Below are 15,301 nucleotides of genomic sequence, written 5' to 3' on the forward strand. Positions count from 1 at the left end.
CTGTTAAAGCTTATAAAGTATATTTTAGATAATAGTCTAAATATTAATGTCATATTACAATATCAAAGCCTTGCAATTAGCAAGGCTTTTTTTATGCTGTAACTTAGCTTTTTGTATCTTTAATGAACGTAAAATTTGTACTATGAAATCGTTTAAAGTCTTTTTATTATGCAGTGTTTTTATGAGTACAATTACTAATTGTGCTTCACAAAAATTTGAAAAGGAAGCACCTGTTGATATTGTATCGATTTACAAACAACACTGGACTTCTGGAGTGAAAGGAGGTGGTTCTGGTACTAATATTTTTGTCGAATTAGAATCTGAACGCCCTAAAGACATATCTTTTGATAGTATCTATTTTGAAACGTTTCAGTTGCCTTTAAAACAAGATAGTCATAATGCGTTACTATTTGCAGGACGTAAAGTAAATGCTGGAAATAAAAAGTATACGCTTCCAACAAGTTTCGTAGTTACAAGTGATGCCTCTATTGAACCTACGGAACAAAAACCTAAATTTCAACTTGAAAATAATGAATGTGTAATACGTTATACAATTTCAGGAAAGGTTAAATATTTTAAATATGACACTTTACAAACAAAATCGGCTCCATTAATCCCACATGCTCGACCAAAAGGTTAATAATTAGTTCTATTCCTTTTTTTGTTCTCCTGATTTCTATATTTTTAGCCTCCTAGAATTTTAATATATTGAGCTCTTTACAACGCCTTTTTAAACAGACATTTATTTACGGTTTAGCAACAGTGTTGCCTCGTATGCTTAATTTCTTTTTGGTGCCGTTATACACGTCTCCAGGAGTGTTAAATTCGGTTGCGGAATATGGTACCGTGTCTGTTATTTTCTCTTGGTTTGTGATGTTTAATGTTATTCTTGCTTATGGGATGGAAACCGCTTTTTTTAGGTTTTTTAACCATGAAAAAAATCAGGATGATGTTGTTGGAACATCCACTATTTCTTTAACAATTTCATCATTTGCGTTTTTTGGATTAGCATTATTATTTCAAAATCAGATTGCTTATATCACAGAGATTAAAGTAGAATACATCAAATTAGTCATTTGGATTTTACTTTTCGACGCCTTGGTTATTATCCCGTTCGCTTGGTTACGTGCTAACGAAAAATCTATGCACTACGCCATTATTAAAATCGTGAATGTCGTGATTAATTTAGGCTTGAATTTATTCTTCCTTTTATGGCTTCCTAAACTGGCTTTAAATCAGAATGCCTTCCAAAGTTTATATATAGAAAACTATCAGATTAATTATATTTTTATTGCCAATTTAGTGGCTAGTGCGGTTACTTTAGTGTTACTGTTGTCCTTTTATTTGAAAGTGAAATATAACTTCAACTCCGATTTATGGAAACGGATGATGCGTTATGCCTTTCCTGTTTTAATTGCTGGAATAGCTTTTTCAGTAAACGAAACCTTCGACCGTATCTTACTTAGTAAACTACTGCCTGAGAATATTGCAGATACACAAGTGGGAATGTATTCAGCTTGTTATAAACTCGCACTGTTTATGACGCTTTTTGCAACTGCATATCGACTTGGAATTGAACCCTTCTTTTTTAGTCATGCTAAAACCAAGAATCCGCAAAAGAATTATGCTAAAATTCTGGAATTCTTTGTCACTATTGGCTCTTTAATTCTATTAGGTGTTATTGTTTTTGCCGATATTTTAAAAGTAATTGTAATACGTAGTGAAGACTATTGGGAGGCCATGTCTGTAGTTCCAATTATTCTTCTAGCATATCTATTTTTAGGGATGTACCATAACCTATCGGTATGGTATAAAATTACAGACCGCACAAAATTTGGCGCCTATATTTCAATATTTGGAGCAATAGTGACTTTAGTTTTAAACTTCTGGCTTATTCCAATCATCAGTTATAAAGGTTCCGCAATCGCTACTTTAGCAGCATATGGTAGCATGGTTTTGCTATCGTATTACTTCGGAAGAAAATATTACCCCATTCCGTATAACATCAAAAAAATTAGTGCTTATATATTAATATCAGTAACCTTTTCTATCGTTTCATTCTATTTTTTTAGAGAAAATTATGTGGTTGGAGTCGGGTTACTTTCTGTATTTATACTGATAATATACAAGTTTGAAAAACAAGACATTCAAAGTTTATTAAAAAGATAATATGAAAGTAAAAATTATAAACAAATCGAGTAACGCTTTACCACATTACGAAACTGAAGCTTCAGCTGGGATGGACTTACGTGCTGTTACTACCGAAGCGATTACATTAAAACCTTTAGAGCGTACCATAGTAAAAACAGGGTTATTTATAGAATTACCAGTTGGTTTCGAAGCTCAAGTTCGCCCTCGTAGCGGTTTGGCAGCGAAACATGGTATTACAGTACTAAATGCACCAGGAACCATAGATGCGGATTATAGAGGAGAAATTGGTGTAATTTTAGTTAATTTGTCTAATGAAAATTTTACTATCGAAAACGGCGAACGTATTGCTCAATTGGTATTTGCAAGACACGAACAAGCGCAATTTTTAGAAGTTGAAACCCTATCGGAAACCGTAAGAGGAGAAGGTGGATTTGGAAGTACTGGGAAGAAGTAAACATCCCCTTTAATTCCCCAAAGGGGAAAACGATAACGAAACAAACATTATTAACTTAAATAAAAATTCCCTCTCTTTAGGAGAGGGTTAGGGAGAGGAATGAAAATCATAGTACCAATGGCAGGTCGCGGTTCGCGATTACGTCCACACACATTAACAGTACCGAAACCATTAATTCCTGTTGCAGGACAACCTATAGTTCATCGTTTGGTAAAAGATATTGCAAAAGTAATTGATGAACCTATTGAAGAAATAGCCTTTATTTTGGGCGACCCAGCATTTTTTGGAGACGATGTGGTAGAAAGTCTAACTAAACTTGCTAACGATCTTGGAGCAAAAGCATCTATCTATCGTCAGGACCAACCGTTAGGTACTGGTCATGCGATAATGAGTGCAAAAGATTCTTTATCAGGACCAGCAGTTGTGGCTTATGCCGATACTTTAATTCGTGCCGATTTTAATTTAGATGAAGATGCCGATGCCGTTATTTGGGTGAAGCAAGTCGATAAGCCCGAAGCTTTTGGAGTTGTTAAATTAAACGAGCGCGACGAAATAGTTGAATTAGTTGAAAAACCTGAAACTTTTGTAAGCGATTTAGCTGTAATCGGGATATACTATTTTAAAGATATAGCCGTTCTTAAAGACGAACTTCAGTATGTGTTAGATCATAACATTATTAATGGTGGAGAATACCAAATAAATGATGGTATAAAAGGCATGATGGCTAAAGGGAAAGTGTTTAAAACAGGTCAGGTTGATGAGTGGATGGATTGCGGAAACAAAGCTGTAACTGTAGAGACTAATGGTAAAATGTTAGGTTTTTTACAAGCCGATGGAGAAGAACAATTAGTTGACGATTCTGTTACCTTAAATAATTCGACCATTATCAAGCCCTGCTATATAGGTAAAGATGTAGTCTTGACTAATACAACAGTAGGACCAGATGTGTCAATTGGAAATGGGTGTGTATTAGAAAATACAACCGTTAAAAATAGTATAATTAGTAATCATTCAACTATTAAAAATGCTAATTTAGATGAAGCAATGATTGGTAATTATGTAGAATTTGATGGACATTTTAAAACCATTAGTATTGGCGATTATTCAGTCTTAAAATAAGTGAATTACAATATGAGCATGAGATTTAGGACCATTATTCAGTTTGGTTTTTTGGGACTTTTCTTGGTTTCCATGCAATCTCATGCTCAAGTTATACCTACGGTTAAACCTTCAGACGATTTAGGCGTAGTAAACGATCAATTTCAAGAATTATTCTTTGAAGCATTAAAGCAAAAAGGAATAGAAAATTACAACCGCTCGGTAGAAGCACTTCAGAAATGTATAGCTATAGACGATACGCAATCTGTACTCTATTTTGAAATGGGCAAGAATTACAACAAACTCAAAAATTTTGGTGCAGCAGAAGAAGCTTTAAAAAAAGCCGTAAAGTTAGAACCGGATAACGAATGGTATTTAGACGAACTTTACGATGTATACGCGCAACAAAATGAGTATGATAAAGCCATAAAAACGCTAAAGCAACTGGTTCAATACCATCCCGATTATAAAGAAGATTTAGCTGCTTTATACGTGAGAACTAAGGATTATAACGAAGCGATTAAAGTTTTAGACGAGTTGGATAAAGAATTTGGACTGTCTTTAAATCGCGACTTTTTAAGAAATCAGATTTATGATGCTACAGGACAGAAGAAAGAACAAATTGAAAATCTTGAAGAACGTGTAGTGAATAATCCTGATGAAGAATCTAATTATCTCGCTTTAATTTATCGTTATAGCGAAAGTGGAGATGCTGAAAAAGCATTCGAAACAGCTAAAAAATTACTAGAAATTAACCCGAATTCACAATTAGTTCATTTGGCATTATATAAATTTTACTTAGATAATAACGAGCCTGAGAATGCCATTGAATCTATGAAAATTTCGATGAAAAGTCCGCAAATAAAAGCAGAAGCAAAAGTGTTAGTACTTTCAGATTTTGTAAGATTTGTTGGCGAAAATCCAGAATACGAACAAGATTTAGTAGAAGTTTCGGCTATGGTTGGCGATTCTAACGATGGTAAAACACTTGTAGAGCTAGCACAATATTATCTTACAAAAGGCGAGAAAGAAAAAGCTATAAAATATTATACTGAAGCGCTTCAGTTAGAAGGCGATAATTACGGTATTACAAGAAATATAATAGTACTTCATATCGATTTAGAACAATTCGATTTGGCCTATAAAAAAACAGCAGAAGCTTTAGTTAAATATCCGTCACAGCCCGAGCTATACTTAATGGCTGGCTTATCTTTAAATAAATTAAATCGTTTTAAAGATGCCTTAGAACAATTAAATATGGGATTGGATTATATTATTGATAACAATAAATTAGAGAGTGATTTTTACTACCAAATCTCAAAATCTCATTTGGGCTTAAATCAGTCTAACGAAGCAAAACGCTTTTTAGAAAAAGCAAATAAAATAGAAATTCCTAAGTAATGAAACACCTACTTCGTATTATAACAGTCATGATTTTAATGGTTACCGTTGGATGTAAATCTACTAAAACATTAACAGCAACAGACGCGAACTTAAAATTAAATACTAAGCAATTAATTAAAGAAAACGCGAAACAAGTAGCCCAATTTAAGACACTTTCTGCTAAAGTTAAAGCGGTATATTCTGAGGGTAACAGTTCTAAATCTATATCTATAAATTTACGAATAGAAAAAGATAAAGCCATTTGGTTAAACGGTCCATTTTCTGCCGCAAGATTATTAATTACACCAGATAAAGTAAGTTTCTATAACAAATTAGATAATACGTTTTTTGAAGGCGATTATAAATTGTTAAGCGATTTTTTAGGAACAGATTTAGATTTTAATAAAGTTCAGAGTTTGTTATTGGGTGAGGCACTTTTCAACTTAAAAGAAACTAAATATGTGTCTTCAATATATGATGAAGCATATTTAGTTCAGCCAGAAAATCAAAAGGCATTATTCGAATTGTTTTATATTATAAATCCAACGTATTTTAAAATTGTATCTCAGCAATTATCGCAACCACAAGAAGAGCGTATTCTAGAAATAAATTACTTAAAATATCAAGAAGTTGCAGGGCAGATTATTCCGGAACATATAAAAATAAATGCTGTTGAAGCTAGAAGCGAAACTATTATAGAATTGGAATTGAAATCTGTATCTTTGAACGAAAATTTGAATTTTCCTTTTAAAATTCCATCAGGTTTTGAAGCTATAGAACTTAAATGATTAAAGCACGGTCCCCATATATATTAATTGTCTTTTTTATCTGTTTATTAAGCAGCATCTCTGCGTTTTCTCAAAGTAAAAAACAACAGGAGCTAGAAGATCGCCGACAAGAATTGCGTAAAGAAATTGAGCAAATAAACAGTATGTTGTTCAAAAACAAAACGAAAGAGAAATCGCAATTATCGACAATTGAAGATTTAAATCACAAAATAAATGTGCGAAGTAATTTAATTAAAGTTACAAACCAGCAAGCCAATTTGTTAACGCGGGAAATAGGTGTTAATCAGCGAAATATTACTCAACTTCGTAACGATTTAGAAACCTTAAAAACGGATTATGCCGAAATGATTGTGCATTCTTATAAAAGTAGGAGTGAACAAAGTCGGGTTATGTTTTTATTGTCGTCTAGTAACTTTCAACAAGCTTATAAGCGATTACAATACATTAAACAATATACCGATTACCAAAAGGAGCAAGGCGAAACGATTAAGATTAAAACAGAAGATTTAAAAGTTGCGAATACCAAGTTATTAAAGCAAAAAGAAGATAAGCAAATCCTAATAAAGGAAAACAGTGCCGCTCAAAATCAGTTAGAAATAGAACGAAGACAACAACGCGATTTGATGGCATCTATCCAGAAAGATTTAAAAACATATTCTTCTCAAATCAAACAAAAGCAACAAGAAGCTGATAGGATAGATCGTGAAATTGAGAATTTAATTCGCGAAGCTATTGCCAAATCGAATACAAAAGCGGGTAAAAGTTCAAGTTCTAAAGGATTTACTTTAACTCCAGAAGCTAAAAATTTAGCAGCTAGTTTTGTGGCTAACAAAGGTAAATTACCTTGGCCAGTACAAGAAGGTATTGTTAAATTACGTTATGGCGATCAACCACATCCAATTGTAAAATCAGCTACGATACATAGTAATGGTGTACGAATTTCAACCAGTCCAGGAGCAGAAGTGCGATCTGTTTTTAATGGGGAAGTCTATGCGATTATTGTTCAGAAAAAAGGAAATCCAACTATTTTAGTTCAGCATGGAAATTACTTTACAGCTTACAAAAATTTATCGAAAGTATATGTAAAAAAAGGTGATAAAGTTACCACGAATCAGGCTATCGGACAAGTCTTTACCAATAGCGCTTCTGGAGATACCACCTTAAGTTTTAGTATATTTAAAGAAAGTACAACACAGGATCCGTCGTTGTGGCTTTATAAAATGTAAGGCGTTCTATTCGTCTTTTAAAAAGAGTGCTTTTAATTCTGTAGCTTCATGAGGTTTCATTCTACCTGCTAGCACTAAGCTTAATTGCTTGCGACGTAAAGCAGCTTCGTAGCGTTCTTTTTCTAATTTAGTTTCAGGAATAAGTTCAGGAACAGGAATTGGTCGTCCACTTTCGTTAACCGCAACAAAGGTGTAAATGGCAATATTAGCCTTTGTTTTAAGCCCAGATTCGCGATCTTCTGTCCAAACATCTATATAGACTTCCATAGAGCTCTTAAAGGCTCTAGAAACTTTAGCTTCAACGATTACGACACTTCCTAATGGTATGGCGTGGTTAAAAGCAACATGATTTACAGATGCTGTAACTACAATCCGTCTTGAGTGACGACGCGCTGCAATACTTGCGGCACGATCCATACGCGCTAGTAATTCTCCCCCAAACATATTATTTAAAGGATTTGTCTCGCTTGGTAATACAAGATCTGTTAATGTTGTTTTAGTAGCTTCAGCTGTTTTTGATTCCATAAATAGGTATTTAGTTCAAAGGTACAAAGAGGAGGATGACTTCCAAATTTAAATTCAATATAGCGCATAAAAAAAGCGTTAGAGGATGTTTCCTATAACGCTTTATATCTTTTTAAAGTTTGTTTTATTTTAACTCTTTTACTAGTAACCATGCATCAGAATTATTATTTCTTCTAATTTGGTTTAAAGCATTTAAAGCTTCTGTCCTGTTTTCGTAACTATCGTAAACCACTTGATGTAAACCGTATTTGTTAACACCAATTTTTCTAGCGTTAAAGCCTTCAGATTTTAAGTTTAATATAACTTTATCGCAATTCTCTTCTACACGAAAAGCACCTGCAATAATATGATACATACCAACAGGTTTTGTGACTGTTAAACTCACAGCTGGTAACGGATTTTCGATAACAAATGTCGCTTCCTGAATTTTATGCTCTAACTGAGAATTTGCTGTTTCTTGTGCAATTTGATTATGATTCTCAACTTGATTTACATAATACTTAGAGCCCATAAAACCACTAATTCCCAATGCTAAAATAGCTACAGCTGCATAGCGGAAATAAGGTCGTGTTTTTCGACTTTCTGGAGTAATATGAAGAGGGATTATTTTCTCTATAGATTCTACTTCACGCTTATATTCTTCTCTAGAGATAGCAGGAGAAACCATTTGGTTTAATCCAAAAGCATCAGTTAAATAATTTAAATGATTAAAAGGTTCGAACGTGATATTACCTTCTTCATTTAAAGCTAACTCACCAATATTATCTAATGAAATCTTTTCTTTTTCAACCAATTGAGATTTAATTGAAACAACACGTGTTTTGATTTTTTCTAACGCGATTTCGAAAGGGATTTTCTCTACATCGGCAATGTAATGTGCTAAAAGACCATCATTTTGTTGAATTTGTTCATTAAATGAAATGGCTTTTTTAGGCGGAAAAAATGTATTGGTGTCAGCATTAATCTTAGCCGAAACACGTTGTGTTAAAAACGCTCCAAACTGAGGAACGATAACACACTCGTATCTGTATAATAAGTCGCTTATGTAGGTCTCTAATTGCATAATTGCAAAGTTAATCAAATTTCAATGTGTACAAAGACGGCGCTTCACTTTTTATTAACAGCAAAGTAAATAGTTTCTTGTGTGTTAAAAATCAAATGATTAATTTACGTAGATGATTAAAATTTTCCCTTTTTTAATTGAATTGGGCTCTATGTACTTATGACTGAAGATGAAATTTTATATATTTTGGCTTTGCAACACGTTTCTAACATTGGAGACGTGGGTGCTAAGAAGTTGATTGCTCATTGTGGTTCGGCTGAAGCTGTCTTTAAAGAGAAAAAACACATCCTTGCCAAAATAGATGGTATTGGAACAGTAAGACTGAATGATTTAAATTTAAATACACATTTAAAAGCTGCAGAAACGGAACTGGAATATATTAATGAACACGCTGTTAATTGCCTGTACTTTGAAAATTCGGATTATCCTGAAAAATTGAAACATTGTATAGATGGTCCTATTTTATTATTTCAGTCTGGTAATATACAATTGCAATCGCAACGTATTATTAGCATTGTAGGAACACGAAAAATAACAACTGCTGGTATTGCATTTTGCGAAAATCTTGTTGAAGAGTTAACACCTTTTAATCCAGTTATTGTATCTGGTTTTGCTTACGGAACAGATATTACAGCACATAAAGCTGCAGTTAAAAACGGATTACAAACGGTAGGATGTTTGGCACATGGTTTAAATCAGATATACCCTAAAGTGCATAAAAGATATGTTGCCGAAGTTGAAAAACATGGTGGTTTCCTAACCGATTTTTGGAGTTCTGCTGTTTTTGATCGGAATAATTTTTTAAAACGAAATCGTATAATTGCAGGATTAAGTACGGCGACTATTGTAATCGAATCTGCTGTACGTGGCGGAAGTTTGGTTACAGCAGATATTGCAAACTCCTATAATCGCGATGTGTTTGCTGTTCCTGGAAGGCCTACAGATAGTTTAAGTATGGGGTGTAATAATTTAATTAAACAGCAAAAAGCACAGTTGTTGTCCACGCCTTTAGATGTCGCTTATATTTTAAATTGGCAATTGGAGAATGAAGCTAAAGTGATTCAAAAACAATTGTTTGTAGAATTAGATGAACAGGAAACGATGATATTCAATTTTTTAAAAACGTCAGACAAACAATTACTAGACACCATTGCAATAGCATGTAAACTACCTATATTTAAGGTTGCTGGGTCGCTGTTAAATATGGAATTGAAAGGTGTAATTCGTCCGTTACCGGGGAAATTGTTCGAATTAATTTGAAAACTTACATATTGATTTTTAAAATCCAGATATCTTCAAAATAATCGATTCTAGATAATTCACGTTGTTTTAAATACACCACATTCGGGTCTTCGCTCATTTCTAAATAAATATAATCCCAATTGTTAATTGGATTTTTATAGGATTTGGGTATGTGACCTTTTTCAGTTAAGAATTTTTTCCATTTTTTAGTGTTACTTTCAACAGAAAATACATTGGTAACTAGGTAGTATCCCGGTTCTACATTGGGAATAGAAATAGATTTTAAACGTTCTATTTTTGTAATATCATCTTCTTGTGGTAAAGCGTAGGTCTCTATATCCACTGTCATATAATAATCGTCATTTTTATTTTCTAGATAAATTGGACTGATTTCTGTTTCGAAAGCCACAAAAAATAAATAAAATCTATCAGCTTTGGTTTTAAATTCAATCGTTAATTCCGAACTGTTATTAGAAAGAATATTGTTGTCCTTGTTTGGGATATCCATTTTTACCAAATCGAAACCTAAAGTATTCATACTATTTGGGGTACGATCTTTAAAATACAAATTGTCTATTGTAATCGTGCTATTAAAGAAATTATCCTTGGCTCTTAACGTGTTAGACAACGGCACATATGCGTTTATGTTTTTATCGTAAACATTACAAACATCTGTTTTAAATTTCTGATCACCTTCCAATGCTCCAATAGAAAGCGATGTTTTTATATTTCCTACCTCGTTGGTTTTAAAATCTGCAAAGGTAATGTCTATAACTTCTTTATCTACTTCTAAAAATCCATTATAGGAGGTGAAATATTTGGGTTTATCGTCCGGGTTTTCATAAACAACATATAATAACCAACCGCCAGAACAACCACCAGAAACATAACCTTCGGTAGCTCTAATATTGGCAACCGTATAATTGCCGTTTACAGTTTCGGTTTCCTGAAGTAACTCTGTAACGTCTGAATAACACACATAAGGTTTAGAGTCGTTAAATGACGAATTTAAATAACTGTCGTAAACTATTAAACCTTTAATTTCGGTGTATTCGCCTTGTGGTGTTTTAAAGAGAATTTTATTAACATCTAACGAGCGATCATCGTTTCCTTTATATATAATTTGGTCGTTTAATGTGCGTGTTACACCTTTGTCGTATTTGTAAATAGCGCTCCAATATAAAGCAGCATAAGCTATTTTTTTTGAATTTTCGGGAAGAGTTAATACCGCTTGGCTAGAACTAAAAGTGGCGTTATCATCATCGACATCTATATATTCCATTTTAATTTTATCGTTAAATATAGATCGGTCATCAAACGGTTTTGTAGCATCTTCGCTAACAATATTATTTCCTATTAATGCCGAATTACCTTTTAGATATAATTGTTGGTTTACAGAAAAACGTAAACCTTCTTGTGCGTATCCAAAATAAATACGCAAAAGAAGGAATAAAAATAGTAGGAGTTTTAAGGGAGGCATATTTTTAGAATTTAGGGGCAATATATACTCTAAAGATACAAATTTGTACGAGGTATTAATAGCCTACTTTAGCGCGTACTCGACTTAAAGTATTTTTTGCTACTTGTCTTGCTTTTTCGGCACCAATAGCTAATGTTTTATCTATTTCTTCAAGGTTATTAATGTAATAATCGAAACGTTCGCGTTCGGTAGCAAAGCGCTCAACAATCAATTCAAAAAGGGCTTGTTTAGCATGTCCGTAACCATAATTACCATTTTCATAATTAGCTTTCATTGTTGCAATTTGCTCGTCAGATCCTAACAAACTATAAATAGCAAAACAGTTACACGTACTCCAATCTTTTGGTTCTTCAAGTGGTGTGCTATCCGTTTGGATGCTCATAACTTGCTTGCGTAATTTTTTATCGGTTTGAAAAATATTAATCAAGTTATCCTTACTCTTGCTCATTTTAGCACCATCTGTACCAGGGATTAAGACACCGTCTTCTAGAATCTTACCTTCTGGAAGTACAAACGTCTCTCCCATTTTTGCATGAAAACGAGACGCGACATCACGAGTCATTTCAATATGTTGTAACTGGTCTTTACCTACAGGGATAATTTCGGCATCATATAACAGAATATCTGCCGCCATAAGCATAGGATATGTAAATAATCCAGCATTTACATCTTCTAAGCGGTCGGCTTTATCTTTAAAACCATGAGCTAAAGTTAAGCGTTGGTATGGAAAAAAGCAGCTTAAATACCAGCTTAACTCTGTTGTTTCAGGAATATCACTTTGTCTGTAAAACACTACTTTTTCAACATCTAAACCAAAGGCAAGCCAAGTTGCTGCAACGCAATAGGTGTTGTGTCTAAGGGTTTCCGCATCTTTAATTTGAGTTAACGAGTGCATATCTGCAATAAATAAATACGAATCGTTAGTTTTTACTTGAGACATTTCTATTGCAGGAATAATTGCTCCTAATATATTTCCTAAATGTGGTGTTCCAGTGCTTTGAACACCCGTTAAAATTCTTGCCATGATAATTGTGCTTATTAAATGACAAAGGTAATTTTTTTAGTAAAATAGCTCAATACAATTGTGTATTTTTGAAGTGTATGACAATTTTTAAATATATATTTTGGGTTTTGTATCGAATATGGTTCTATATTTTGGTTGCTATTCCTATACTTATACTCTTTCCTTTTCTCTTGATCTCTATTTCTAAGGAGTCTTGGTATCCATACTATTATAAAATGGCCAGATTGTGGTCTAAGTTTATTTTAATAGGAATGGGTTTTCGTTGGAAAATTGAACGCGAAGAAGCGCCTAAAAAAAACAAAAGTTATATGTTTATTGCCAACCATACTTCTATGACAGATATTATGATGATGTTGGTTACCATAAAAAATCCATTTGTGTTTGTCGGAAAAAAGGAATTGGCCAAAATTCCCTTATTCGGTTTTTTTTATAAACGCACATGTATTTTAGTCGATCGTGATAATTTACGAAGCAGACATGCCGTGTTTCAAAGTGCAGAAAAACGATTACAATCCGGTTTAAGTATTTGTATTTTTCCAGAAGGAGGAGTCTCCGATGAAGATATCCTTTTAGATCAATTTAAAGATGGTGCTTTTCGTTTAGCGATTAATCATCAAATTCCTATCGTGCCTATTACATTTGCCGATAATAAAGCCCGTTTTTCGTTCGATTTTTTTAGCGGAAGTCCAGGGATAATGCGTGCTCATGTTCATGAATTCTTGCCTACAAAAGGCTTAATTCTTAAGGATGTTAAAGCCTTAAAATTAGAATCACGAGAAATTATGTTGAATCAATTGTATCAATTTCAAGAAAAAAGAGAAATACAAGTCGCAAGATAATCTTAGGCGAACAATCTAAAATTTATAGCTAAAACCTGTGTAAACACCAATAATATAAGGATTAAAGCTTCCTGAGATATTGTTGAATGCATTTAACTGATATTTAAAAGTAGGCTCTAAATTGATGTTAAACCGATCTGAAAAGTTGTAATCGAAACCAATTCCAAAATTGGTACTAAAGCTTACATCGTTTATATTTGTAGCTTCACCAATATACGTTCTGCTGTTATTCCCTTCAGAATAAATACGGTTGCCTTCTAAAATAAAAGTACTAAATCCACCAATTAAATTAATACCAATACGCTTGTTTAAAATGGAGTATTCCAGTTCTAAAGGCACTTCAAAATAACTTATATTCTGATTAATATCGCTACTATTCTCGTTAGAATTTATGAAGGAACTACTTTGTAAATTCTCTACTTTACTAGAGCTAAAAAAAGATAAATTTTCGGTCTGATTTGTAGCTGCTATATTTTTTAAACTTGGCATACCTGTGTTTGCGTATCCTAACGTTTCCAATAGAATAACGTCGTTGGTGTTAAAGCTTAATTTTAAGTTATTTACACCAGATCTTATTTTAAATTTATTGTTAAGAGCATACCCAACGGCAACACCATAACTTGTGTTAATCTCTCCAGATTTGGAGTTATTTACAAATTGGTCGTCTAAATGCGAGCCTTTACCCGTACTACTGTAATAAACAGGCGCAATATTTGGTTGAACAGCCCATTTTTTTGTTTTCTGATCTGTTTTAGGAACCACTTTAGTAGCTGCTATGGCCGCTTCAATGCTTAACGAATCTAAAGGCGAATTTTTGTTTGGTATAACTCCTGTTGATTTCTCCTTGTCGTTTGAAGCGCTTCTAGAGTTCTTCTGAAGAAATTCAGATTCATTTAAAAGGATTTCAGAAGACTTTGCTTTTTGAGGCGTTTCTGAAGTTTCATGTTCTTTTGCCGCAACAGTATTATAAGGTAATGTTGCTTCTGTTTTAGATGATTTATTTGTTTTGTTGGATACTAATCCTGAGTCATTCACATTATACTGAGTTGCTTTTTTACTTGGATTAGAAACAGATTCTTTTTTTGTCTGATTTGCAATTTGTGTTTCATTTTTAGTAATTATATGTGTACTGTCTTCTTTTTGATATTGTGTTTCTGAAACAGTTGTATCCGTATTTTTAGTTGAACCGATAGTAGTTTCGGATTTAGGATTTGTACTCTCAGAACTAGGTGTATCTACAATAGTATTTGGTATATTATACTGCGTAATTGTTTCGTTAAAAACGAAATTACCTAAAGCTAAGAATAACAGTAATAATGCGGCTATACCAGATGCGCGCCACCAAATAGGGATTACACGTTTAGTTTTCTTTTGTTCTTTTAATTTCGTCTCAATACCACTCCAAACTCTCGGGTTTGGTGTTACATCAAGATCTTTTAATCGTTCTTGAAATAATCGGTCTATGTGTTTTTTATCACTCATTAAATAGATTGTGATTCAAGATTTGAGTTGTCTTTTTCGATTTTCTCCTGTAAGAATAATCTAGCACGTGCTAAATTGGATTTCGATGTTCCTACAGAAATTTCTAACATATCTGCAATGTCTTTATGAGAATAGCCATCTAAAACATAAAGGTTAAAGACCAAGCGATACCTATTTGGTAAGGTTTGAATTAACTTTAAAAGATAATCTAAAGAGATATCTTCTTGGTCGTTAACTTCTACTGTTTCATCTATAATATCTTCATTAATAATATCAAAAACTCCTTTTTCGCGATAGCGTTGCAATGCTGTATTTACTGTAATTCGTTTTAGCCAACCTTCAAAAGAGCCTTTATTTTTATATTGAGAAATTTTGCTAAATATAGTCATAAAGGCATCTTGCAGATTGTCCTCGGCTTCTGCAGTATTACGAGAATATTTTAAAGACACCGAATATAATTTGCTTGCATACAGCGTATATAATTCACTTTGTGCTTTTAGTTTATTTCGTTTACAATTATATATGAGTTGTTCTAAACTCAAAGGA

Annotated in this window: 15 protein-coding genes; 9 read left to right on the forward strand and 6 right to left on the reverse strand. The window is 33.1% G+C overall.

The features are described from left to right. Window positions 1–142 precede the first annotated feature (142 nt). From R6X41_RS09415 to R6X41_RS09445, 7 genes are all read left to right on the forward strand, one after another. Entirely contained in the window at window positions 143–640 is a 498-nt protein-coding gene (locus R6X41_RS09415) for a hypothetical protein (protein ID WP_318499609.1), read from the forward strand. Between the two features lie 68 nt (window positions 641–708). Next, window positions 709–2,169 carry a lipopolysaccharide biosynthesis protein gene (locus R6X41_RS09420; RefSeq protein ID WP_318499611.1) on the forward strand — a complete coding sequence of 487 codons (1,461 nt, stop codon included), beginning with the start codon at window positions 709–711 and terminating at the stop codon, window positions 2,167–2,169. A gap of 1 nt (window position 2,170) precedes the next feature. After that, the gene (gene dut, locus R6X41_RS09425; RefSeq protein ID WP_318499613.1) at window positions 2,171–2,605 is read left to right on the forward strand and encodes a dUTP diphosphatase; all 435 of its coding nucleotides are present in this window, start codon (window positions 2,171–2,173) and stop codon (window positions 2,603–2,605) included. 99 nt (window positions 2,606–2,704) lie between these two features. Further along, entirely contained in the window at window positions 2,705–3,724 is a 1,020-nt protein-coding gene (locus tag R6X41_RS09430) for a sugar phosphate nucleotidyltransferase (protein ID WP_318499615.1), read from the forward strand. An 18-nt stretch (window positions 3,725–3,742) separates the two neighbouring features. Continuing rightward, window positions 3,743–5,104 (forward strand): tetratricopeptide repeat protein, encoded by a 1,362-nt coding sequence (locus R6X41_RS09435; protein ID WP_318499617.1) that lies wholly within the window; start codon window positions 3,743–3,745, stop codon window positions 5,102–5,104. Beyond that, window positions 5,104–5,874, forward strand: coding sequence for a lipoprotein insertase outer membrane protein LolB1 (lolB1, locus tag R6X41_RS09440; RefSeq protein WP_318499619.1), 771 nt, complete (start codon window positions 5,104–5,106; stop codon window positions 5,872–5,874). Before R6X41_RS09435 ends, lolB1 begins: the two co-directional genes overlap by 1 nt. Further along, on the forward strand, window positions 5,871–7,100 hold the full coding sequence (locus R6X41_RS09445) for a murein hydrolase activator EnvC family protein (RefSeq protein WP_318499621.1): 1,230 nt from the start codon (window positions 5,871–5,873) through the stop codon (window positions 7,098–7,100). Before lolB1 ends, R6X41_RS09445 begins: the two co-directional genes overlap by 4 nt. 6 nt (window positions 7,101–7,106) lie before the next feature. Here R6X41_RS09445 and R6X41_RS09450 read toward each other — a convergent pair whose 3' ends face one another. Beyond that, window positions 7,107–7,625, reverse strand: a complete 519-nt coding sequence (locus R6X41_RS09450; protein ID WP_318499623.1) for an acyl-CoA thioesterase — start codon at window positions 7,623–7,625, stop codon at window positions 7,107–7,109. A gap of 124 nt (window positions 7,626–7,749) precedes the next feature. After that, window positions 7,750–8,688, reverse strand: a complete 939-nt coding sequence (locus tag R6X41_RS09455) for an HU domain-containing protein (RefSeq protein WP_318499625.1) — start codon at window positions 8,686–8,688, stop codon at window positions 7,750–7,752. A gap of 159 nt (window positions 8,689–8,847) precedes the next feature. On the opposite strand from R6X41_RS09455, the gene dprA reads away from it, so the two are divergent. Next, entirely contained in the window at window positions 8,848–9,948 is a 1,101-nt protein-coding gene (gene dprA / locus R6X41_RS09460) for a DNA-processing protein DprA (protein WP_318499627.1), read from the forward strand. A gap of 4 nt (window positions 9,949–9,952) precedes the next feature. Here the strand turns inward: dprA and R6X41_RS09465 are convergent, their stop codons facing one another. Together R6X41_RS09465 and trpS are read right to left on the reverse strand one after the other, a co-directional pair. Further along, on the reverse strand, window positions 9,953–11,410 hold the full coding sequence (locus R6X41_RS09465; RefSeq protein ID WP_318499629.1) for a hypothetical protein: 1,458 nt from the start codon (window positions 11,408–11,410) through the stop codon (window positions 9,953–9,955). A gap of 55 nt (window positions 11,411–11,465) precedes the next feature. Further along, window positions 11,466–12,434: a tryptophan--tRNA ligase gene (gene trpS, locus R6X41_RS09470; protein WP_318499631.1), complete on the reverse strand. Its 969-nt coding sequence runs from the start codon at window positions 12,432–12,434 to the stop codon at window positions 11,466–11,468. Window positions 12,435–12,511: 77 nt separating this feature from the next. Here trpS and R6X41_RS09475 point away from each other — a divergent pair, with 77 nt between their 5' ends. Then, the gene (locus tag R6X41_RS09475; RefSeq protein WP_318499633.1) at window positions 12,512–13,273 is read left to right on the forward strand and encodes a lysophospholipid acyltransferase family protein; all 762 of its coding nucleotides are present in this window, start codon (window positions 12,512–12,514) and stop codon (window positions 13,271–13,273) included. A gap of 15 nt (window positions 13,274–13,288) precedes the next feature. On the opposite strand, the gene R6X41_RS09480 is transcribed toward R6X41_RS09475, so the two are convergent. Beyond that, window positions 13,289–14,755: a hypothetical protein gene (locus R6X41_RS09480; RefSeq protein WP_318499635.1), complete on the reverse strand. Its 1,467-nt coding sequence runs from the start codon at window positions 14,753–14,755 to the stop codon at window positions 13,289–13,291. Next, a complete protein-coding gene (locus R6X41_RS09485) occupies window positions 14,755–15,297 on the reverse strand; it encodes an RNA polymerase sigma factor (RefSeq protein ID WP_318499637.1) in 543 nt (180 codons plus the stop codon). The genes R6X41_RS09480 and R6X41_RS09485 overlap by 1 nt, the downstream gene beginning before the upstream one ends. Between the last annotated feature and the right edge of the window lie 4 nt (window positions 15,298–15,301).

Origin of the sequence: Formosa sejongensis (genome assembly GCF_033447105.1) — a bacterium.
Taxonomy (GTDB): Bacteria; Bacteroidota; Bacteroidia; order Flavobacteriales; family Flavobacteriaceae; genus Formosa.